22 protein-coding genes are annotated in these 21615 nt (G+C 73.0%); 5 read left to right on the forward strand and 17 right to left on the reverse strand.

Annotated elements, in window-relative coordinates; all coding sequences use genetic code 11:
- Positions 1–79: 79 nt before the first annotated feature.
- Entirely contained in the window at positions 80–1249 is a 1170-nt protein-coding gene (locus OG338_RS04485) for a DUF5685 family protein (RefSeq protein ID WP_405936073.1), read from the reverse strand.
- A 366-nt stretch (positions 1250–1615) separates the two neighbouring features.
- Here OG338_RS04485 and OG338_RS04490 point away from each other — a divergent pair, with 366 nt between their 5' ends.
- Positions 1616–2059: a cell division protein SepF gene (locus OG338_RS04490; protein ID WP_018103626.1), complete on the forward strand. Its 444-nt coding sequence runs from the start codon at positions 1616–1618 to the stop codon at positions 2057–2059.
- Positions 2060–2074: 15 nt separating this feature from the next.
- On the opposite strand, the gene OG338_RS04495 is transcribed toward OG338_RS04490, so the two are convergent.
- Both OG338_RS04495 and OG338_RS04500 read right to left on the reverse strand, forming a co-directional pair.
- Entirely contained in the window at positions 2075–3286 is a 1212-nt protein-coding gene (locus OG338_RS04495; protein ID WP_405936074.1) for an acyl-CoA dehydrogenase family protein, read from the reverse strand.
- A gap of 39 nt (positions 3287–3325) precedes the next feature.
- On the reverse strand, positions 3326–5050 hold the full coding sequence (locus tag OG338_RS04500; protein WP_405936075.1) for an MFS transporter: 1725 nt from the start codon (positions 5048–5050) through the stop codon (positions 3326–3328).
- Positions 5051–5515: 465 nt separating this feature from the next.
- Between OG338_RS04500 and OG338_RS04505 the strand changes: the two genes are divergently transcribed.
- Positions 5516–6553 (forward strand): phosphatase PAP2 family protein, encoded by a 1038-nt coding sequence (locus tag OG338_RS04505; protein WP_405936076.1) that lies wholly within the window; start codon positions 5516–5518, stop codon positions 6551–6553.
- Positions 6554–6621: 68 nt separating this feature from the next.
- On the opposite strand, the gene OG338_RS04510 is transcribed toward OG338_RS04505, so the two are convergent.
- Entirely contained in the window at positions 6622–6837 is a 216-nt protein-coding gene (locus OG338_RS04510; protein ID WP_405936077.1) for an I78 family peptidase inhibitor, read from the reverse strand.
- Positions 6838–7461: 624 nt separating this feature from the next.
- On the opposite strand from OG338_RS04510, the gene OG338_RS04515 reads away from it, so the two are divergent.
- Positions 7462–8244: a hypothetical protein gene (locus OG338_RS04515; protein WP_405936078.1), complete on the forward strand. Its 783-nt coding sequence runs from the start codon at positions 7462–7464 to the stop codon at positions 8242–8244.
- Between the two features lie 152 nt (positions 8245–8396).
- Positions 8397–8654, forward strand: a complete 258-nt coding sequence (locus OG338_RS04520) for a hypothetical protein (RefSeq protein WP_405936079.1) — start codon at positions 8397–8399, stop codon at positions 8652–8654.
- 78 nt (positions 8655–8732) lie between these two features.
- Here OG338_RS04520 and der read toward each other — a convergent pair whose 3' ends face one another.
- From der to aroH, 5 genes are all read right to left on the reverse strand, one after another.
- Positions 8733–10202 (reverse strand): ribosome biogenesis GTPase Der, encoded by a 1470-nt coding sequence (gene der / locus OG338_RS04525; protein ID WP_391264211.1) that lies wholly within the window; start codon positions 10200–10202, stop codon positions 8733–8735.
- 64 nt (positions 10203–10266) lie between these two features.
- Positions 10267–10929, reverse strand: coding sequence for a lysophospholipid acyltransferase family protein (locus OG338_RS04530; protein ID WP_405936080.1), 663 nt, complete (start codon positions 10927–10929; stop codon positions 10267–10269).
- Complete coding sequence (cmk, locus tag OG338_RS04535; protein WP_405936081.1) at positions 10926–11642, reverse strand: (d)CMP kinase; 717 nt, start codon at positions 11640–11642, stop codon at positions 10926–10928. The genes OG338_RS04530 and cmk overlap by 4 nt, the downstream gene beginning before the upstream one ends.
- A 124-nt stretch (positions 11643–11766) precedes the next feature.
- On the reverse strand, positions 11767–12852 hold the full coding sequence (locus OG338_RS04540; RefSeq protein WP_405936082.1) for a prephenate dehydrogenase: 1086 nt from the start codon (positions 12850–12852) through the stop codon (positions 11767–11769).
- Positions 12849–13211: a chorismate mutase gene (gene aroH, locus OG338_RS04545; RefSeq protein WP_405940316.1), complete on the reverse strand. Its 363-nt coding sequence runs from the start codon at positions 13209–13211 to the stop codon at positions 12849–12851. Before aroH ends, OG338_RS04540 begins: the two co-directional genes overlap by 4 nt.
- Before the next feature lie 145 nt (positions 13212–13356).
- Here aroH and OG338_RS04550 point away from each other — a divergent pair, with 145 nt between their 5' ends.
- On the forward strand, positions 13357–14052 hold the full coding sequence (locus tag OG338_RS04550) for a DNA polymerase beta superfamily protein (RefSeq protein ID WP_405936083.1): 696 nt from the start codon (positions 13357–13359) through the stop codon (positions 14050–14052).
- A gap of 184 nt (positions 14053–14236) precedes the next feature.
- Here OG338_RS04550 and OG338_RS04555 read toward each other — a convergent pair whose 3' ends face one another.
- The 8 genes from OG338_RS04555 to OG338_RS04590 all read right to left on the reverse strand — a co-directional run bounded on the left by OG338_RS04555 (position 14237) and on the right by OG338_RS04590 (position 21438).
- Positions 14237–14962, reverse strand: coding sequence for an NUDIX hydrolase (locus OG338_RS04555; RefSeq protein ID WP_405936084.1), 726 nt, complete (start codon positions 14960–14962; stop codon positions 14237–14239).
- Positions 14959–16038 carry an AAA family ATPase gene (locus OG338_RS04560; protein WP_405936085.1) on the reverse strand — a complete coding sequence of 360 codons (1080 nt, stop codon included), beginning with the start codon at positions 16036–16038 and terminating at the stop codon, positions 14959–14961. The genes OG338_RS04555 and OG338_RS04560 overlap by 4 nt, the downstream gene beginning before the upstream one ends.
- Positions 16035–16685 carry a nicotinamide riboside transporter PnuC gene (gene pnuC / locus OG338_RS04565; protein WP_405936086.1) on the reverse strand — a complete coding sequence of 217 codons (651 nt, stop codon included), beginning with the start codon at positions 16683–16685 and terminating at the stop codon, positions 16035–16037. The genes OG338_RS04560 and pnuC overlap by 4 nt, the downstream gene beginning before the upstream one ends.
- Positions 16686–16815: 130 nt before the next feature.
- Positions 16816–18048 carry a pseudouridine synthase gene (locus tag OG338_RS04570; protein WP_405936087.1) on the reverse strand — a complete coding sequence of 411 codons (1233 nt, stop codon included), beginning with the start codon at positions 18046–18048 and terminating at the stop codon, positions 16816–16818.
- Positions 18048–18698, reverse strand: coding sequence for an SMC-Scp complex subunit ScpB (scpB, locus tag OG338_RS04575; RefSeq protein ID WP_405936088.1), 651 nt, complete (start codon positions 18696–18698; stop codon positions 18048–18050). The genes OG338_RS04570 and scpB overlap by 1 nt, the downstream gene beginning before the upstream one ends.
- Positions 18695–19663 carry a segregation and condensation protein A gene (locus OG338_RS04580; RefSeq protein WP_405936089.1) on the reverse strand — a complete coding sequence of 323 codons (969 nt, stop codon included), beginning with the start codon at positions 19661–19663 and terminating at the stop codon, positions 18695–18697. The genes scpB and OG338_RS04580 overlap by 4 nt, the downstream gene beginning before the upstream one ends.
- A 75-nt stretch (positions 19664–19738) precedes the next feature.
- Positions 19739–20323, reverse strand: a complete 585-nt coding sequence (locus OG338_RS04585; protein ID WP_405936090.1) for a hypothetical protein — start codon at positions 20321–20323, stop codon at positions 19739–19741.
- Positions 20320–21438 (reverse strand): ParA family protein, encoded by a 1119-nt coding sequence (locus OG338_RS04590; RefSeq protein ID WP_328899509.1) that lies wholly within the window; start codon positions 21436–21438, stop codon positions 20320–20322. The genes OG338_RS04585 and OG338_RS04590 overlap by 4 nt, the downstream gene beginning before the upstream one ends.
- Between the last annotated feature and the right edge of the window lie 177 nt (positions 21439–21615).

Consider the following 21615-nt stretch of genomic DNA (forward strand, 5'->3'; position numbering starts at 1 on the left):
GTCAACCCTTCCATACGGGCACGCCGATCCCGGGAAGCGACCGCGGCGTCGAGCCGGTGTACGTACGGGTGACGCCGCCTCAGCAGTCGCACCCGCAGTCGCAGCCGTCACAGCAATTGCAACAGTCGCAGCAGTTGCTGCACGCGTCGCAGCCGTCACAGCAGTCCCCGCAGTCGCACTGGCTGCACAGGCCCTCACGCCGCTGACGCGACCAGGGGTCCTCGAAGGTGCCGCAGCACATCTGGCAGGTGCAGGCGAGCCCGGCCCACACCAGGCAGCCCATGACGAGCCCGCGCCGGTCGCGCGGCGGCTCGGGCGGCCGGGGTCCGTAGGGCCCGCCCGGCCCCGTGGGCGCGTACGGATTGCCCGGCGGCGGCCCGAAGGAGCCCGTGGGCCCCGTTCCTGACGGTTCGCCGGATACGGTCGGCAGCCCGCCGGACCGATGGGAGCAGACGTCCGTGGCGAAGGCCCGGTCCACCGAGCGCCGCAGCTCGTGGGTCAGCAGCACATGGGCGAGCCGGCCGTCGGTGAACTCCGCGTCCGCCAGCGCCAGCCGTACGCCCTTCAGCGCGTCGTCGCACAGCCGCCGGGCCTCCGCCCGCGAGGTGCCGGTCGCGGTGAGCGGGTTCCAGGCACCCGACGCGGCGTCATCGTCCTGGTCCTCCACGGCGTCCAGCAGGTGCGCGAGGCGCCCGAAGAGGCGTCCGGCCTCGGCGAGCGGTTCGGTGTTCTCCGGCCTGCCCGCGAGGACCGCGGTGTGCGCGAAGGCCGCGGCGGTGGCGGTCTCGGTGGGTTCGGTGACCGTCAGCAGCGGGGTGCCGGGGCCGGCGAGGAGTTCGATGCCGGTCTGCCGGTCGACGGCGTCGACCAGGACCGCGGTGTCGAAGCCGACCCGCGCGCCGGTGCGCGCCCCGGCCCGGTCCCAGCTCGCCGCGACCCGGCGGGCCGCCGCGGCGACCGGGCGGCGCGCCAACAGGCCGTCCCGGTCGGCGACGTGGTCCCGCACCTTCGCCGAGGCGAGGACCAGCGAGACGGCGGCGGCCAGCCGGGCGCCCTCGCCGCGCGCGACGGGCGCGGTGCGCATGGAGCGCAGCGGGCAGGGCCCGGCCGTGCGGCGCTGTCCGGGAGTGCGTTCGACCTGAGCCTCCGTCAGGACCGAGACGATCAGGCCGTCGTAGTTGGTGACCACCCGGGCGAACTGCCCGTGGTCGGAGCGGAGCGCCAGACACAGCCCGCAGAGATGGGCCATCCACTCGGTCTTGAGCCTCTCGGAGAGGCGATGCGTACAGGGCCTGACTATTCCGAACACGGCCGTCCCCCGGGTCTCGTTCCTGTGCGCGCCGCACTCGGGCGCGGGCGCGGACGGCATCGTACCCAGCGCCCCGTTCACCCGTACGTCGCCCATGTCACCCGTACGGCCCGAGCATCATATTTTCTTTTCCCAGAGCCCTTTACCGGGGCGAATCCTGACGAATCGCCACATCCTCTGCACCAGTACCGTCACGAATGCCCTGCGCGCCGCCTATCCCCTTGGCGCACGATCCGCATCATGGACGACCATAGGGATACGAAAGACATGCGGAACACCAGGGAACCGCGGTGAGAGGAGGCGTCCATGGGATCGGTGCGCAAGGCGAGTGCCTGGCTGGGCCTCGTAGAGGACAACGACGAGCGGTACTACGACGACGACGAGTACGCCGAGGGTGCACGGACCGGCACCGGTCAGGCGTGGGTGACCGATCCCCGGGTGCGGGTGGCCTCCGAGACCGCCGAGGAGACGGGCCGCCGGATCGCCACCGTGACCCCGGACAGCTTCCGGGACGCCCGCGCCATCGGCGAGCTCTTCCGGGACGGCGTCCCGGTGATCATGAATCTCACGTCCATGGACTCCGCCGACGCCAAGCGCGTGGTGGACTTCGCGGCGGGCCTGATCTTCGGACTGCGCGGGTCGATCGACCGCGTCGCCACCCGCGTCTTCCTGCTGACCCCCGCCGACACCCAGGTGATGAACGGCGAAGCCGCCGGCCGGCCGGCCGACGGCTTCTTCAACCAGAGCTGACCGCCCTCCGGGCGCTCATCGGAACGCGTCCAGGCCGGTGAGCGCCTTCCCCAGGACCAGCTGGTGCATCTCCACGGTCCCCTCGTAGGTGAGCACCGACTCCAGATTGGTCGCGTGCCGCATCACCGGGTACTCCAGCGAGATCCCGTTGGCGCCGAGGATCGTGCGCGAGGTGCGGCAGATCTCGATGGCCTCCCGCACGTTGTTCAGCTTCCCGAAACTGACCTGCTCGGGGCGCAGCCGCCCCGCGTCCATCCGGCGGCCCAGGTGGTGGGCGAGCAGGATGCCCTTGTGCAGCTCGACGGCCATGTCGGCCAGCTTGGCCTGGGTGAGCTGGAAGCCGCCGATCGGCTTGCCGAACTGCTCCCGGGTGCGCGCGTAGTCGACGGCCGCCTCGAAGCTGGAGCGGGCCGCGCCCATGGCGCCCCAGACGATGCCGTAGCGAGCGTGGCTGAGACAGCTGAGCGGGCCGCGCAGCCCGGTGACCCCGGGCAGGACGGCGTCGGCGGGCAGCCGCACCCCGTCCAGGACCAGCTCGCTGGTGACCGAGGCGCGCAGCGACCACTTGTGCCGGATCTCGGGCGCGGAGAAGCCCGGTGCGTCGGCCGGGACGACGAAGCCCCGGATGCCGGTGCCGGCCGTCCCCTCGTCGGTCTGCGCCCAGACGACCGCGACCCCGGCGACCGAGCCGTTGGTGATCCACATCTTGCGGCCGCTGAGCACCCAGTCCTCGCCGTCGCGCTTGGCGTACGTGCGCATGGCGGCCGGGTCCGAGCCGTGGTCGGGCTCGGTGAGGCCGAAGCAGCCGATGATCTCGCCCGCCGCCATCCCCGGCAGCCACCGCTGCTTCTGCTCCTCGGAGCCGTAGCGGTGGATCGCGTACATGGCGAGTGAGCCCTGTACGGAGACGAGCGAGCGGATGCCGGAGTCGGCCGCCTCCAGCTCCAGGCAGGCCAGTCCGTACTGGACGGCCGTCGCACCGGCGCAGCCGTAGCCCTGGAGCGACATGCCGAGCGCGCCGAGGGCGCCCAGCTCACGGGCCAGCTCGCGGATGCCGGGCAGCTCGCCGTTCTCGTACCACTCGGCGATGTGCGGCAGGACGCGGTCGGCGGCCCAGGCGCGGACGGTGTCGCGGATCGCGAGGTCCTCGGGGCTCAGCAGGTCGTCGACGCCGATCGGGTCCCGGGGGTCGAAGGGCGGGAGCTTCGAGGTGGGGGCGGTGGACATGAGGGTGTGCCTCCGGCGGGTGCTCGAAAACTAGCAGTGTTAGTTACGGTGCCTTGCCGACGTTACGACCCGGTGTGCCGGACGTCCAGGGTGCCCGGGGCCCGCCCCGCCCGGCCGGCGCCGCGCGGGCACCCGGGGCGGTGCGTCGAGCCGGTCCGCGGTCTCGCGCGGCGGCGTGTCGTCAGGGCGCTCCGCCGGCTCCCGGGGTTCGCAGAGCTTCGGGGCGCACTCCATCAGCCGGGGCAGCCGCAGCGCGGCCAGCGCCCCGAGGAGCAGCAGCCCCGCGCTGACCAGCAGCGTCACATGCAGCCCGGCGATGAAGGCGTCCCGGGCCGTGGTGCGCAGGACGGTACCGAGCGGCCCGCCCAGCGCCGCGGCCTGCTGGTAAGCCTCGCCGAGCGAATGGGCGGCCCCGGCGGCCGCGGACGCGGGGACACCGTCGGCGGGCAGCTCCGCGAGGCCGGGCGTGTAGGCGGCGTTCATCACGCTTCCGAGGAGCGCTATCCCCATGCCGGCGCCCAGCTGGTAGGAGGTCTCCCCGATCGCGGCCGCCCCGCCCGCCCGGTCGGCGGGGGCATCGCTGAGCATCGACTCGTACGCGCCGAACAGCGTGGACTGGAGGCCGAAGCCGAGGGCCACGAAGGCGGCGGCCAGCAGGACGGGCCGGTCGTCGCGGCCCATCACGGTCAGGGTCAGCACCGAGGCGGCCGTCAGGACGAAGCCCCAGCCGACCATCCGGCGCGGCCCGAACCGGCGCAGTGTGTGGGAGCCGGTGGCGCCGGCGGCCATCGCGGCGAAGGTGAGCGGCAGCAGCCGGAGGCCGGTCTCCAGGGGGCTGAGGCCCAGGACGAGCTGGAGGTACTGGACGGCGACGAGTTCCAGGCCGACCAGGGCGAGCATGGCCAGGACGATGCAGCCGACGGCGGTCGAGAAGGCGGGCCGGGTGAACATGCCGATGTCGATCAGCGGGTGGGTGCGCCGTTTCTGGCGGCGTACGAAGGCGGCGAGCAGGGCGGCCCCGAGCAGCAGCGGCACCAGGGTCGCGAGGCCGGCCAGGCCCTCGCCGGTGCCGGCCCGCTTCACGCCGAGGACCACACCGAGCACCCCGGCGGCGGCCATCAGCGCGCCGAGCACGTCCCAGGGTCCGTCGTCGTTGCCCCGGGACTCGGGGAGCAGCAGCCGGCCGACCGGGAGGATCAGGGCCATCAGCGGGATGTTGATCAGGAAGACGGAGCCCCACCAGTAGTGCTCGACGAGGAAGCCGCCGATGACGGGCCCGGTGGCGGCGCCGACGGCGGCCACGGCGGACCAGACGCCGATCGCCACGGCCCGTTCGCGCCGGTCGGGGAAGACCTGGCGCAGGATCGAGAGGGTGGCGGGCATGATCATCGCCCCGCCGACGCCGAGCAGGGCCCGCGCCGCGATGAGCACGCCCGCGCTGTCGGCCAGCGCGGCGACGGCCGAGGCGGCGCCGAAGAGCGCGTAACCGAGCAGCAGGACGCGGCGGCGTCCGACCCGGTCGCCGAGGGTGCCGAAGAGGATCAGCAGCGAGGCGCAGACGAGCGGGTAGGCGTCCACGATCCAGAGCAGTCCGGCGGCGCTGGGCCGCAGGTCCTCGGTGACGGCGGGGACGGCCACGTGCAGCACGGTCGCGTCGAGCGCGACGAGCAGCAGGCTGAGGCAGAGGACGACCAGGACGACCCAGCGGTTGGCACCGTCGGCGGCTGCGCGCAGACGGATTCGGGCGGTGGGCGTCCCGGACATGCATCTACCTCCCAGATGGTCCCTCGCTCTCGGCGGGCCCACGGGACGCGGTGTCCGGGCCCGGCGTCGACGGGCGAGTGATCCGTCAGCGTACGCGAGTTCGGCGGGGCCACACGTGGCCCATCTCATACCGTCCGACCCGGCGGAGTGTGGCGTACGCCACTGTGCGCACCGTCCGACGGCACCGCACGGCCCCCCGCCCGAAGCCGTACGGTAACCGGACTGACACCCTCCGTTCCGCTCCGCCGCACCGTGGATAAACACACTTCGAGATCCCCGGAATTCTTCGCGGGCGTCAGTGCATTACTTGTCGAACAGGAATCGGATAACAGGCCGAAAAGGAGAGGCGAGTTATTCAGACTCCCTGGAAAAACCCGGCGGCTGAGACATACTCCACATCACATCGTCATCACAAAGCGCCCGGATCGACAGGCGCGCCCACTCACTCGCTGTAACGTCGATTGGGTGCGTACCGACATCTTCGCCCGGCTGGACCGGGAGCCGGAACCGCCGAAGATAGAGACACCGCGGATGAGTCGTCACCGCATCGCTCTCTTCGGCGGGACGTTGGCGTTCTATCTGGCCATCGTCGTTGCCGTGCTCATGTCGTCCTGGCTGGTGGCCCTGGACTGGAAGGTCATGCTCTTCCGGCCCTACCAGCAGTGGCCCGAAATCCACGCCGCCCTCGACTACTACGTGGTCCTCGGCCAGCGCGGGCCCACCGCGGTCATGGTCGCCTGCTGGCTCGGCTGGCGCTCCTGGCGGCAGCACACCCTGCGTCCGCTGCTGACGCTCGGCGCCTCGCTGCTGCTGCTCAACCTGACGGTGGGCGCGGTCAAGATCGGCCTCGGCCGGCTCGGCCCGCACTACGCGACCAGGATCGGATCGGCCGAGCTCTTCGCCGGCGGCGATATATTTCCCTCCGGCCACACCGCCAACGCCGTCGTGACCTGGGGAATCCTGGCCTATCTGGCCGCCACCCCGAGGGCCAGGCGCTATCTGTCGGCCATGTCCGCGATCGTCTCGCTCGGCGTCGGCCTGACGACGGTCTACCTCGGTACGCACTGGCTGAGCGATGTGCTCCTCGGCTGGGCGGCGGGCCTGCTGATCCTGCTCGGCCTGCCCTGGGTGGAGCCGCTGATCACCCGCGCCGAGGACTGGATCTTCGCCGCCCGTGCCCGGCTGGGCGCCCCCGGCAGCCGCCCGGCGGCCCCGGTGCCCGCCGCCGACGCCCCGGTGCCCGTGCCGGCCGCGCAGCCGGCCGCGCAGGCCCCCGTACAGCCGCCCGCCGAGGAACCGGCGGCGCAGGGTCCGGCGCGCGGCCAGGCCGGGCGTCCGGCGGCCGCGAACGGCCGCCCGCGCCCCCATCCCGCGCCCGCCGCCGCCCATGCGGTGCGCTCGGAGCGGTCCCCGGTGACGCCGGCCGGCAGCCGGCGCCCGCCGCACGCCGACCGCGCGCCGCGCGGGGGCACGGCCCCGGCCCGGCCGGTCGCCGGCAGCTGATCCAGGCGTACGTGACGAGGGGCCCCGACCACGCCCGGTCGGGGCCCCTCATCGCGTACGCGGGCGGCTCAGCCGGTCCAGCAGCGCCTGACGACGCCGCCGTCGACCTCGAAGTTGATCCGACCCGCCTGGAACTCCATGGTGATGACCGTGCCCGGCGGCAGGGCCCGCACGGTGGACCAGCCGTGCTCCCGGGCCCGCTGTTCGGCGGTCTCCGCGGAGAGCCCCACATACGCGCCGGTGGCGTCGTCGGGCTGGGCGGGCGGAGTCGGTAGAGGTGCCATGCCTCTCACCGTAGACGCCCGGCCACAGGGGCGGTAGCGGGGGCCGGGCGCGGTCACACGGCATCCTCACGTCGCTCACCGGTCACGCTTGTGTCACAGGATCCCGACACGTGTTCCCCATGGCCCCCTTCACCCGAACGTGCGATTCACAACCGGACGCACAGTAATCGCACAGGTCGGTGAACGATCTTCGGACGGGTTCCCGGAAGACGGGAAAACGACGACGGATTTCCACCCGGAGCGAGGCCGAATTCCCTGCGGGAAAACGTTCCGCAAAGACGGGCTTCGCCGGTAATTCACCCTCTCTTATCGCACCCTTATCCCCGGGGCCGACAGACATACCATCGGACGGGCCCGTCCGTGACCGGCGGACCGTATAGCGGACAACCCGGTTCCGCGCATTCCGGCGCGCGGGCGGGAGCCTGCCGGCAGCACGCGTCCACCCCGCCGCGCGCGGGCGGCTTTCGCCCCCCTTTGTCGGCCGCTCCCCCGCCCGCCCGGCCCGTCCGGCGCGCCCGGACACGATTCCGTACGGCTTCCCGCGTGACCCCGGCAGTGGCTCGCCCGTTGTCATCTCTGAGCCGGGAACCGCCCGGTGCACGTACCGAGTTCGAGGAGCCACCCGTGCCGCGCATGCTCGATGTCAGCGAGGACGTACGCGCCGAGATCGGCGACGCCGAAGCCGACCGGCTGCTCGTCGGCGACAACGCCCCGGGCAGTTACGACTGCACCTCCTGCCGCACCCCCGGCGACTCCGAGCAGGAGCGCACCAGCACGGTGCTGTTCGTCGGCGACGAGACCGCCGTGCTCGCCTTCGCGCACGCCAGCTGCATCCCCTCGCAGGTCGTCCAGGTCGCCGAGGAGCAGCTTCAGGGCGCCGTCCGCAGCATCACCGGCGGCGACCGGGGCGAGCCGGACCGGGTCGCCCCGGAGCAGGCCGTCCTCGGCATCACCAGCGGCCTCGTCCTGATCGACGACGAGCTGCACCCGGCCCTGGTGGTCGAGCCGACCGGCGCCATCGCCCGCCCCGGGACGGACGGCCGGGACGGCGACCAGTTCCTCCAGCTCCTCCTGGAGCAGGGCTTCCAGCCGGTCCACCGCATGGAGCAGGTGCCGGAGGTGCTGCACGGCTGGTCGATCCTGCTCGCCATGGGCCAGCTGCACGCCGTGCTCCAGCCGGGTACGGGGGGCGGCACCCCGGTCGCCTGGTGGCAGGCGCACGCGCCGCTCCAGGTCACCGAGGGCTGGCGGACCGCCGCCAACAAGTCGCAGACCGTGCTGGTCTACGCCGCCCCGGCGGGCTCCATCGGCCAGCAGCCCCGCGAGGACCTGCTGCGCGACGCGCTGGAGAAGGCGGCGGCCGCCGGGCTGCTGGTCGCCGCAGCCATGCCGCTGGCCGGGACCTGACCGTGACCGCGCATCCGGACCCCCGGCGGCGAACAGGTGTCTGCCCGACGGGTGTTTCCGCGCCCGGCCCGCATCCGACGGCCGACGACGTCGTTGGCACCTACGTGCACTCATACGACCCCTTCCACCAGCGTCCGAGCCCGATCCCCGGCATGCGTCCCGCGCAGGACCCCTCGGGCGGCCCGTCCCACACCCCGATCTACGACGCGCTGTACTCCGAGTACCGCCGCTCGTTCCGGGCGCTGCCGGGTGACCGGACCGGCGAGGAGAGTCTGGGCCTCCAGGCCCTCGGCAGCGGTCTGCCCGGCTCGCGCGCCCCGCTGCGCGGCCTCGGCGGCTGGCAGCGGGTGGGACGGCACGCCGGGCACGCCCGGCCCGCGGCGCTGCCGCCCGGCTCGCGGGACGCCTGACCGTACGGACACGGCGCAGCCCCGGACCGCACGGTCGCCGTGCGGTCCGGGGCTGCGCCGTACGCGTACCCCTGGGGCCTACTTCTTGCGGCCCCGCTTCTCGCGGACCCGGACCGAGATGTGGATCGGGGTGCCCTCGAAGCCGAACTCCTCGCGCAGGCGGCGCTCCACGAAGCGGCGGTAGCCGTGCTCCAGGAAGCCGGAGGCGAAGAGGACGAAGCGCGGCGGCTTGGTGCCCGCCTGGGTGCCGAAGAGGATGCGGGGCTGCTTGCCGCCCCGGACCGGGTGCGGGTGGGCGGCGACGATCTCGCCCAGGAAGGCGTTGAGCCGGCCCGTCGGGACGCGGGTCTCCCAGCCGTCGAGCGCGGTCTCGATCGCCGGGACCAGCTTCTCCATGTGGCGGCCGGTGCGGGCCGAGACGTTGACCCGGGGGGCCCAGGCGACCTGCGCGAGCTCGGTCTCGATCTCGCGCTCCAGGTAGTAGCGGCGCTCCTCGTCCAGCGTGTCCCACTTGTTGAAGGCGAGCACGACGGCGCGGCCCGCCTCCACGGCCATGGTCACGATGCGCTGGTCCTGGACGCTGATCGTCTCGCTGGAGTCGATCAGGATGACCGCGACCTCGGCCTTCTCCAGGGCGGCGGCGGTGCGCAGCGAGGCGTAGTAGTCCGCGCCCTCCTGGAGGTGGACGCGGCGGCGGATGCCGGCCGTGTCGATGAACTTCCAGGTGACGCCGCCCAGCTCGATGAGCTCGTCCACCGGGTCACGGGTGGTGCCCGCCAGCTCGTTGACGACGACGCGGTCCTCGTTGGCCACCTTGTTCAGCAGGGAGGACTTGCCGACGTTCGGGCGGCCGATGAGCGCGATGCGGCGCGGGCCGCCGACCGCCGTGCCGAAGGACTGCGGCGGGGCCTCGGGCAGGGCCTCCAGGACGGCGTCCAGCATGTCGCCGGTGCCGCGGCCGTGCAGCGAGGAGACCGGGTGCGGTTCGCCGAGGCCGAGCGACCACAGGGCGGTGGCGTCCGCCTCGCCGCTCTGCCCGTCGACCTTGTTGGCGCAGAGCACGACGGGCTTGCCGGCCCGGCGCAGCAGCTTGACGACGGCTTCGTCGGTGTCGGTGGCGCCGACGGTGGAGTCGACGACGAAGACGACCGCGTCGGCCGTCTCGATCGCGTACTCCGCCTGGGCGGCGACGGAGGCGTCCAGACCGAGGACGTCCTGCTCCCAGCCGCCGGTGTCCACGACCTTGAAGCGGCGGCCCGCCCACTCGGCCTCGTAGGTGACGCGGTCGCGGGTGACGCCCGGCTTGTCCTGGACGACGGCCTCGCGGCGGCCGATGATCCGGTTCACCAGGGTCGACTTGCCGACGTTGGGCCGGCCGACGACGGCGAGGACGGGGAGCGGTCCGTGACCGGCCTCGTCCAGTGCGCCCTCGACCTCCTCGGGGTCGAACCCCTCCTGCGCGGCGAGCTCCATGAACTCCGCGTACTCGGCATCGCCAAGCTCTCCGTGCTCGTGGTCCGAGCCGCCGGAGTGAATCTGGTCGTTCATGAAGTCCGTTCCTCTTTGCATCATCATCGATGGACCACGCAGCGCGCGGTCCACTACTCAAGTCTTACCCGGTGCGCCCGGTGAGGCGCCCGGCGTGCTCCAGGTGGCCGGTCAGCCGGGCCTGGATGCGCAGCGTGGCCTCGTCCAGCGCCTTGCGCGTACGCCTGCCGCTTCCGTCGCCCGCTTCGAAGGGCTCCCCGAAGACGACATCCACGCGGCTGCGCAGCGGCGGCAGTGCCGATATCAGCCGGCCGCGGCGCTCGGTGCTTCCCAGGACGGCCACGGGGACGATCGGCGCCCCGCTGCGCACCGCGAAGTACGCGAGTCCGGCGCGCAGCGAGGCGAAGTCTCCTTCGCCCCTGGTGCCCTCGGGGAAGATCCCGAGCACCCCGCCGTCCTCCAGCACGCCGAGCGCGCGGGTGATGGCGGTGCGGTCGACGGTCGTACGGTCCACCTCCAGCTGCCCGATTCCGCGCAGGAACGGGTCCAGGGGGCCGACGAACGCCTCTTTCTTGATCAGGAAGTGGACGGGCCTGGGCGCGGTGCCCATCAGCATCGGCCCGTCGATGTTGTGCGAGTGGTTCACCGCGAGTATGACGGGTCCGGCGGCCGGGACCCGCCAGGCACCGAGGACCCGGGGCCTGAAGAGCCCGTACATCAGCCCGATCCCGATGCCGCGCCCGACCGCCGCGCCACGCGGCGAGGGCGCGCTCGTGGCGTCGGTCACTTCGCGGCCCGCTTCTCCCCGACGAGCGTGACGACGCACTCGATGACCTGCTGGAGCGTCAGCTCGGTGGTGTCCACCTCGACCGCGTCGGCCGCCTTGGCGAGCGGGGAGGTCTTACGGCCGGAGTCTGCGGCGTCCCGCTTGATCAGCGCTTCCTTGGTGGCGGCGAGATCGGAGCCCTTGACCTCGCCGCTGCGGCGGGCGGCGCGGGCCTCCGGCGACGCGGTGAGGAAGATCTTGATGTCGGCGTCGGGGAGCACGGTGGTGCCGATGTCGCGGCCCTCGACCACGATGCCCTTGCCTGCCTCGGCGGCGATGGTGCGCTGGAGCTCGGTGATCAGGCTGCGCACCTCGGGGACGGCGCTGACGGCGCTGACCTTGGAGGTGACCTCCTGGGTGCGGATCGGACCGGCGGCGTCCTCGCCGTCGACGGTGATCGTCGGGGCGGCGGGGTCGGTGCCGGAGACGATGACGGGCTTGGCGGCGGCGGTCGCGACCTGTGCGGCGTCGTGCACGTCGATGCCGTTGTTCAGCATCCACCAGGTGATGGCGCGGTACTGGGCGCCGGTGTCCAGATAGCTGAGGCCGAGCTGGGCGGCGACGGCCTTGGAGGTGCTGGACTTGCCGGTGCCGGAGGGGCCGTCGATGGCGACGATCACTGCGGCCGGGGCGGTCCGGACGGCGGCGCTTACGGTTTCCACGGTGGTGGACACCTTCCTGGTGCTCGGGGCGGGCTGGGCGGGACGCGTGAACCCGCCCCGCACAAGGTTACCGAGTGCGGGGACGGGCCCGGTCACCCCTGTGGACAAGCGTGCGACCGGTCAGTTTCCCATGGTCCTACTGACGGATCGACCAGCCCCGTTCGCGGAGGGCGGCCGCCAGATCGGGGGCGGCGCTCGGTTCCACTATCAGCTGGACGAGACCGGCCTGCTGGCCGCTGGCGTGCTCGATGCGCACGTCCTCGATGTTGACCCCGGACCGGCCCGCGTCGGCGAAGATCGCGGCCAGCTCGCCGGGCCGGTCGCTGATCAGGACGGCGACCGTCTCGTACGAGGCCGGGCCGGCGCCGTGCTTGCCGGGCACCCGGACGCGGCCCGCGTTGCCCCGGCTCAGGACGGAGCGGATGCCCTCGGTGCCGGCGCGCCGCTTCTCCGCGTCGGCGGACTGGAGCCCGCGCAGCGCGGTGACCGTCTCCTCCAGGTCGGCGGCGACGCCCGCGAGGACGTCGGCGACGGGACCGGGGTTGGCGGACAGGATCTCGACCCACATGCGCGGGTCCGAGGCCGCGATCCGGGTCACGTCCCTGATGCCCTGCCCGCACAGCCGTACCGCGGTCTCGTCGGCGTCCTCCAGGCGCGCCGCGACCATCGAGGAGATCAGCTGCGGGGTGTGCGAGACGAGCGCGACGGCCCGGTCGTGGGCGTCGGCGTCCATGACGACCGGGACGGCCCGGCACAGCGCGACCAGCTCCAGGGCGAGGTTCAGCACCTCGGTGTCGGTGTCCCCGGTCGGGGTGAGCACCCAGGGCCGCCCCTCGAAGAGGTCGGCGGTCGCGGCGAGCGGCCCGGAGCGCTCCTTGCCGGCCATGGGGTGCGTGCCGATGTACGGGGTGAGGTCGGCCCCCAGCGCCTCCAGCTCGCGGCGCGGGCCGCCCTTGACGCTGGCGACGTCGAGGTAGCCGCGGGCGACCCCGTCGCGCATGGCGGCGGCGAGCACGGTCGCGGTGTGGGCGGGCGGCACGGCGACGACCGCCAGGTCGACGCGGTCCTGGGGCGGCTCCTCCGTACCGGCGCCGAGCGCGGCGGCGGTCCTGGCGGACTCGGGGTCGTGGTCGACCAGGTGGACGGTGACGCCCCGGCCCGCGAGGGCGAGGGCCGCGGAGGTCCCGACGAGGCCGGTACCGATGACGACGGCGGTTCTCACTGGGCGATGTCCTTGCGCAGGGCGGCGGTGGCGCCGAGGTAGACGTGGTTGATCTCGGCCTTGGACAGATAGGTCTCGACGTGCGCAAGGACCCGGACCACCCGGGGCATGGCGCCCTCGATGTCCAGTTCCTGGGCGCAGATCAGCGGTACGTCGACGATCCCGATGGAGCGCGCGGCGGCGGCCGGGAAGTCGCTGTGCAGGTCGGGCGTGGCCGTGAACCAGATGCTGATCAGGTCGTCCGCGACGAGTTCGTTGCGCTCCAGCACGGCGGTGAGCAGGGCGCCGACCCGCTCGTGCAGGTGCCCGGGCTCGTCCCGGTCCAGCTGGACGGCGCCCCGGACCGCTCGTACCGCCACGTCGTGCTCCTCGCTCGTTCGGTGTCGCTTCACGCCTGTCGCTTCCCGCGTATGCGATCAGCGTAGAGGGGCGGCGGGGTCCCGTGCCCGCCCCCGGCCCTTTTATGAGACGCGCCCGCGCCCGGTCCTCGCGTAGCCTCCCGGCATGATCACGCCGACCGACGAGGACCTGGTGCGCCGCCACACGGTGTACTCCTGTGTGATGGGGTCGCGCGCCTTCGGTCTCGCCACCGAGGCCAGCGACACCGACCGGCGGGGCGTTTTCCTGGCACCGACCCCGTTGTTCTGGCGCTTCGAGAAGCCGCCGACGCACATCGAGGGCCCGGCGGCGGAGCAGTTCTCCTGGGAGCTGGAACGCTTCTGCGAGCTGGCGCTGCGGGCCAATCCGAATGTGCTGGAGTGCCTGCACTCGCCACTCGTGGACCACGTGGACGACACCGGCCGGGAACTGCTCGCCCTGCGCGGCGCGTTCCTCTCCCGCCGGGCGCACGACTCGTTCGTACGCTATGCCCTGGCCCAGCGCCGCAGGCTGGAGGCGGACGTCCGCGTGCACGGCGCCCCGCGCTGGAAGCACGCGATGCATCTGCTGCGCCTGCTGGCGAGCTGCCGGGACCTGCTGCGCACCGGCGAACTGACGATCGAGGTGGGCGAGGCCCGCGAAGCCCTCCTCGCGGTCAAGCGCGGCGAGGTCCCCTGGCCGGAGGTCGAACACCGCATGACCCGCCTCGCCACCGAGAACGACGAGGCGGCCGGCACCTCCCCGCTGCCGGCCGAGCCGGACCGGGCCCGCATCGAGGACTTCCTGATCCGCGCCCGCCGGGCGTCGGCGTCAGCGCTCTGAGAGCCGGGCCCGCACTGTGTGTTGGCGAACCCCCGGTAGTGGTGGGCGTGGCCGAGGTCGGTGACCGGGAGACCGGCGTCGTGGAGCGGTGAGGCGTTGCGAGGCGTGGCTCAGGCGTCCCAGAGGGCCTCAAGCTCGTGCGGGCCACCCTGCGTGCGGGCGGCAGCCATCGGCGCGAGCCCGGTCAGCGCGCCGGTCGCAGGAGCGGGGGGTGGAGTGCGGTGGCGTCGCCCGCCCGGTAGAGGGCGGCCGGTTTGCCGCGACCGCCGGTGCGGCGGGGGGCGCCCTCCGCCGGCTGCACGAAGCCCGGGGTGGCGAGGACCTTGCGGCGGAAGTTGGGGCGGTCCAGCTCGACGCCCCAGACCGTTTCGTAGACCTGTTGCAGCTCGCCCAGGGTGAAGTGCGGCGGGCAGAACGCGGTGGCCAGGCAGGTGTACTCCAGCTTGGCGCCGACACGGTCGCGGGCGTCCGCGAGGATGCGGTCGTGGTCGAAGGCGAGCGGGCCCGTCCGGCCCGCGTCCCACCAGCGCGCCCGCGCCGCGTCACCGCCGCCGCGCGGTTCCGGCAGGTCCGGGACGAGGGCGGTGTGGGCGACGGAGACGACACGCATCCGGGGATCGCGGTCCGGGTCGCTGTAGGTGCGCAGCTGCTCCAGATGGAGGCCGGAGACGGTGTCGTCGCTCAGCCCGGTCTCCTCGGCCAGCTCGCGGCGCGCGGCGGCCCCGGCGGACTCGCGGGGCAGCAGGAAGCCCCCGGGGAGCGCCCAGCGGCCCCGGTACGGCTCCGCGCCGCGTTCGACCAGCAGGACGTGCAGCCGGGACGCGCGGACCGTGAAGACCGCCAGGTCCACGGTGACCGCGAACGGCTCGAAGGCGCTCGGGTCGTAGCCCTCGGGGGCAGCGGCGCTCACCGGTGCTCCGGGAGGGGCGCGGCGAAGTCCCAGCCCTCGGCGAGCAGCGCGTCGACGGCCTCGACCGCGCGGGCGAGCCGCGCCTCGCGGCTGCCGGTCACCTCGATGAAGGTCCGGCCGGTACGGGTGAGCTCGGCCCGGAAGCGGTCGGTCATCCAGGGTCGCAGCTCCTCGCCGTCGCGCAGCCCGTCGTCCTCGAAGGCGACGCCCTCGTGGTCCGTGAGCAGCCACAGATGGTGGCGGGCCCCGTCCGCGACGCGCTCGACCAGCGGGTTGCGCCCGCCCACGTACCGCTCGTGCCAGACGGTCGTCGCGAAGGAGTCCGTGTCGCAGAAGAGCACCGGGGAGCCGGTGCCGGCGGCCTCCTCCTCGCGGGCGTTCTGGACCTCGGCGATGTGCGGGAAGTCATGGGTGGCGAGGGTGACGTCCTCCCACTGGGCCCGGGGCCACCGTTCGCGCAGCTCGGCCAGTTTCCGTTCGCTGAACTCGCGCCCGTACTCGGCGACGTACCCCGTGTGCGCCCAGATCCCGCCGCGCCGCCGGTAGTGGGCGGCGAGCGCGCGGGCCAGTGTGGTGGTGCCGGTGGACTCCGCGCCGAGGACGACGACGCGGCGGGCGAGCGCCGCCCGCACCGGCGCTTCGAGGAAGCCCCAGCAGCCGGCCGGGTCGGCGCGGACGGCGGTGCCGGAGACGGGGTACGCGGTGCGGCCGGGGTCGACGCAGACGGACTCGGCGCCGAAGCGGCGGGCCAGTTCGTCCCCGTACGACTCCGAGGTGAAGACGGCGTCCACCCGCTCGGGCACGGCGGCGGTGAAGACGGCCATGTGCGCGTCCCAGATCGCCGGGTCGTGGAGGTCCATGCGGGTGTCGTCCATGGCGCCGACCACCGTCACATCGGGGTGTGCCCGGCGCATCCAGCCGACGCGGTCGGCGAGCGGGACGGACTCCACCGAGGCGGCGCAGACCAGGACGGTGAGCCGTTCGCAGCGGGCGGCGGCGGTGCGGACGAGGTGGTGGTGGCCGGCGTGCGGCGGGTAGAACTTGCCGAGCACGAGTCCGTGCGGGTAGCGCTTCATGCGAGGGCCTTCGAGAGTTGCGGGTCGGCCGCCGTGAGGTCGCGGCGCCAGTGGCGCAGGCCGGTCAGGCACAGCGTCAGGAAGCCCACGTACAGCAGCGAGGTCAGGTACAGCTCCTTGTACGCGTACAGCGGGATGTACACGAGGTCGGCGGCGATCCACAGCCACCAGGACTCGACCAGCTTGCGGCACTGCCCGTAGGTCGCCGCGAGCGAGAGCGCGGTCGTCAGCGCGTCCCAGAACGGCACGGTCGAGTCGGTCGCCCGGTCCAGCAGGACGGTCAGCGCCGCGGTCCCCACCGCCCCCGCCACGAGCAGCCAGGTCCACTCGGTGCGCGTGGTGCGCCGCACCGGCAGGTCCGTCCCTGGTCCACCCCCGTGGGTCCAGGTCCACCAGCCGTACGCGGCGAGGGCGATGAAGACGATCTGGAGTCCGGCGTCGGCGTACAGGCCGGACTGGGTGAACAGCAGGATGAAGAAGAGGTTGTTGGCGATGCCGATCGGCCAGTTGGCGAGGTGCTGGCGGGCCACGAGCCAGACGCACAGCGCACCGCTGCCGAAGCCCAGCACCTCGGTCCAGCTGACCGGGGTGTCCAGGACCGTCACCAGGGGTTGCTGCAAGGGATCGAGTATGTCCGCGAGACTCACGCCCGCCTCCTTAATAGTCACTGTGACTATAAAGGCTCGGACCGGGCGGCGAAAGGCCCGCGGCCGGTTCCTCTCCGGAAAATTCCGGGGAACCGGCCGCGGGCCTTCGAGCGGGGTGTACGGGGACGGGCTACAGGCCGACCTCGCGCATCAGCATGCCCACCTCGGTGTTGGTGAGCCGGCGCAGCCAGCCCGACTTCTGGTCGCCGAGCGCGATCGGGCCGAAGCCGGTGCGCACCAGCCGGTCGACGGGGAAGCCCGCCTCGGCCAGCATGCGGCGCACGATGTGCTTGCGGCCCTCGTGCAGGGTCACCTCGACCAGGTAGTTCTTGCCGGTGTTCTCCACGACGCGGAAGTGGTCGGCGCGGGCGTACCCGTCCTCCAGCTGGATGCCGTCCTTGAGCCGCTTGCCCAGGTCGCGCGGGAGAGGGCCCTGGATGGCCGCCAGGTACGTCTTCTTCACGCCGTACCTGGGGTGGGTGAGACGGTGGGCCAGCTCGCCGTGGTTGGTGAGCATGATGATGCCCTCGGTCTCGGTGTCCAGCCGGCCGACGTGGAAGAGCCGTGTCTCGCGGTTGGTGACGTAGTCGCCGAGGCACTGGCGCCCGTCCGGGTCCTCCATGGAGGCGACGACGCCGGCCGGCTTGTTCAGCGCGAAGAACAGGTAGGACTGGGTGGCGACGGTCAGCCCGTCGACCTTGATCTCGTCCTTGTGCACGTCGACGCGCATGCCCTGCTCCACGACGATCTCGCCGTTCACCTCGACCCTGCTCTGGTCGATCAGCTCCTCGCAGGCGCGGCGCGAGCCCATGCCGGCCCGGGCCAGGACCTTCTGCAGCCGCTCGCCCTCCTGCTCGGCGCCCGGGTGCGTCTTCGGGGTCCTGATCTCGGGCTTGTTCGCGTACCGGTCGCGGTTGCGCTGTTCGATCTTGGCGTCCAGCTCGCGCGGGCGCGCCGGGGCGCCGTACGGGCCGCGCCGGGCGCCGCCCTTCGCGCCGCCGCCCTGCGGGCTCTTCGGGCCGCCCTTGGCGCCGCCCCGGGCTGCCGCGCCGCGCCCCTTGCGGACGCCGTCGCCGCCGGGCTTGTCGGAGCCCGTGTCGTAGCGGCGCTCCTCGGGCCTGGGCTTGCGGGGGCGCTCCTCGTTGCGGCGGTCCTCGCGCTCCGAGCGGGGGGTCCGCGCGTTCGGGTTGCTGTTCCTGCCGGTGCCGCTGTTGTTCCTGCCGCTCCGGCCCCCGCCGCTGCCGCCGCTCCGGCCCCCGCCGCTGCCGCCGCTCCTGCCCCCGCCGCTGCCGCCGCTCCTGCCCCCGCCGCTGCCGCCGCTCCTGCCGCCGCCGCTACCGCTGTTCCTGCCACTGCTTCGCATCAAAAGTCCGTCTTGTCGTCTGCGTGAGTTTCCGGGGTGTCCGGTGCGTCCGGATCGAACGACGGCACACCCTCTGGCGTCTCGGCCTCGATCGCGTCCGCCTCGGGGAGGAAGGGCGCGAGCTCCGGGAGCTCATCCAGGCCACGCAGGCCCATCCGCTCCAGAAAGTAGTTCGTCGTCCTGTACAGGATCGCACCTGTTTCGGGTTCCGTGCCCGCCTCCCCGACCAGGCCCCTCTGGAGCAGGGTCCGCATGACCCCGTCGCAGTTCACCCCGCGCACCGCCGAGACCCGCGACCGGCTCACCGGCTGCCGGTACGCGACCACCGCCAGGGTCTCCAGGGCCGCCTGGGTCAGCCGGGCGTGCTGGCCGTCCAGGACGAAGCCCTCGACCGCCGCCGCGTACTCGGGCCGGGTGTAGAACCGCCAGCCGCCCGCGACGAGCCGGAGGTCGAAGCCGCGCCGCTGCGCGGTGTACTCGTCGGCCAGCTCCCGCAGCGCGGCGGCCACGGCCCGCCGGGGGCGCTCAAGGACCTTGGCCAGGTGTTCCTCGGTGGCGGGCTCGTCCACGACCATCAGGACGGCCTCCAGGGCGGGCTTGAGGCCGAGGCCGGCGACCGCGGAGCCGTCGGGATGCTGCTGCTCGCTCATGGCGTCTCGTCCTCCGGGGTCTCGGGGCCGTCCGGGGCGTCCGGGGCCTCCTGGTCGAACTCGTCCGTCACGACGGGCTCGGCGCCCGCCTCACCGGCCCAGCGCACCATCAGCTCGCCGAGCGCCACCTCCTGGTCCAGGGCGACGGCCTTCTCCCGGTACAGCTCCAGCAGGGCGAGGAAGCGGGCGACGACGGTAAGGGTGTCCGGGGCGTCCTCGGTCAGCGCCCGGAAGCTCATCTCGCCGGCCTCGCGGACCCGGGCGACCACGATGCCCGCCTGTTCCCGAACGCTGACCAGGGGGGCGTGGATGTGGTCGACGTACACCTGCGGCGCCGGCTTCGGCTGCATCGCCTTCACGGCCAGCCGGGCGAAGCCCTCGGCGCCGATGCTGATGACGACGTCCGGCAGCAGCGCGGCGTGGTGCGGTTCGAGGCCGACGGTACGGGGGAAGCGGCGGGCCTCCGATTCGAGCCGGCCGCTGAAGATGTCGGCGACGCGCTTGTACGCGCGGTACTGGAGGAGCCGCGCGAAGAGCAGGTCCCTGGCCTCCAGGAGCGCCAGGTCCGCCTCGTCCTCCACCTCGGCGGCGGGGAGCAGCCGGGCGGCCTTCAGGTCGAGCAGGGTCGCGGCGACCACCAGGAACTCGGTCGTCTGGTCCAGGTCCCAGTCGGGGCCCATCGCCCGGATATGGGCCATGAACTCGTCGGTGACCTTGGAGAGGGCGACCTCGGTCACATCCAGCTTGTGCTTGGAGATGAGCTGGAGGAGCAGATCGAAGGGGCCCTCGAAGTTCGCGAGCCGTACTTTGAACCGGCCGTCGTCGGGGGTGGGGGCCGCTTCGGCGGCCTCCTCCGGCACGGGCGCCTCAGCCGGGGCCGGTGTCTCCACGGGCACGTCCCCCGCCCCCGGCCCGCGCCCCAGAGGGCGGCGGGCGGTGCGGGCGGGCTCGTCGGGTGTCGGCATGGAGATCCAGGGTGCGCGGGGCGGGATACGGCGGCGGGCGGCCTGTACGGGCAGAGGCTACCGGCGCCGTACCGGTCAGCGGCCGCGCAGCCGGCGTACGAGGATGCTCGCGTCGCCGCGTGATTCCAGGTCCGCCAGGACGACGGCGACCGCCTCGCGGACGATCCGGCCCCGGTCCACGGCGAGGCCGTGCTCGCCGCGCAGGACGAGGCGCGCGTGCTCCAGGTCCATCAGCTCCTCGGCGGAGACGTAGACCGTGATCTTCTCGTCGTGGCGCTCGCGGCCGCTGGGCCGCCGGTTCGCACCGCGTCCGCCGCCGCGCCTGCGCTGCTGCTGCACGACGGGCGCCGGGGCCGGTTCGGCGGGCTGCTGCGGGCGGCGGCCGGCCTGGGCGGCGACGGCGACCCGGTCGCTCTCGGCGGACCGGCTGCGCGAGTCGCCCGCTTCGGCGCCGGCCGCCGCGTGCTCCGGGCGGGCGGGCGCGGTGCCGGGGTCCGGGGCGGTCTCCCCCGGCGCCTCGGCCCCGGGTTCGTTCTCACCGGCCGGGGCCGGCACCCGGGCCTCGCCGTTCGCCTTGCGCCTCCGCTCCGCGGGCGACGAGGACTGGAGCCCCATCCCCCCGGTCGTACGGAACAGTTCGTCGGCCCCGGGCAGACTCACTCGGCGTGACACCGGGCGAGCACCTCCCTGGCGAGCTGGCGATAGGCGGCGGCACCGACCGAGTTGGAGGCGTACGTGGTGATGGGCTCACCGGCGACCGTGGTCTCCGGGAAGCGGACCGTGCGCCCGATGACCGTGTGGTAGACGTGGTCGTCGAACGCCTCGACCACCCGTGCCAGGACCTCGCGGCTGTGCACCGTACGGGAGTCGTACATGGTGGCGAGGATGCCGTCGAGCTCCAGGTCCGGGTTGAGCCGCTCCTGGACCTTCTCGATCGTCTCGGTGAGCAGGGCCACCCCGCGCAGCGCGAAGAACTCGCATTCGAGCGGGACTATCACCTTGTGCGCGGCGGTCAGCGCGTTCACCGTGAGCAGACCGAGCGAGGGCTGACAGTCGATCACGATGTAGTCGTAGTCGGCCATCAGCGGCTTCAGGGCGCGCTGGAGCGTCGACTCGCGGGCCACCTCGCTGACGAGCTGCACCTCGGCGGCGGAGAGGTCGATGTTGCTGGGGAGCAGGTCCATGTTGGGGACCGCGGTCTTCAGCAGGACCTCGTCGGCCGCCATGCCCCGCTCCATGAGCAGGTTGTAGACGGTGAGGTCGAGCTCCATCGGGTTGACCCCGAGGCCGACCGAGAGGGCACCCTGCGGGTCGAAGTCGACCAGCAGGACGCGCCGTCCGTACTCGGCGAGCGCGGCGCCCAGGTTGATGGTCGACGTGGTCTTGCCGACGCCGCCCTTCTGGTTGCACATCGCGATGATCTTCGCGGGGCCGTGGTCGGTCAGCGGGCCCGGGATCGGGAAGTAGGGCAGGGGGCGGCCGGTCGGGCCGATCCGCTCGCGGCGCTGCCGGGCGGCGTCCGGTGCGAGCGTGGCCGCGTATTCCGGGTCGGGCTCGTACTCGGCGTCGGGGTCGTAGAAATGCGCCTGAGGCGTCTCGGCGAAGTCGGCGAGGGGGGCGGTGTCCCGGCCACTCTCGTTGCCGGCCATGGCGTTCACGTGTAGGCCGTCCATCATCTGGGGGGCTGTCGTCATGTGCTGGTGGGTGGAGAAGGTGCGGACAGCGACGGAGCCGACAGCCTCCAGCCCGTTCGGGCTCTGGCCCCGTGCAGGCATCCCTGGTTGAACACCCCCGGGAGTAATTGTCGACTCATTCACAAGTCGTCTTACCTCCTTGGACGTGACCAGGAAACTTATCGATAGGTCAGCGTGGCACCATGCCGACGATTGGCGACTCTATGGCGTGTCCCCTGTCCGCAGCAACACAATCCGCCGGACCCGGCCCGTTGTGTC

The organism is Streptomyces sp. NBC_00726 (assembly GCF_045161735.1).
In the GTDB taxonomy this organism is placed as follows: domain Bacteria; phylum Actinomycetota; class Actinomycetes; order Streptomycetales; family Streptomycetaceae; genus Streptomyces.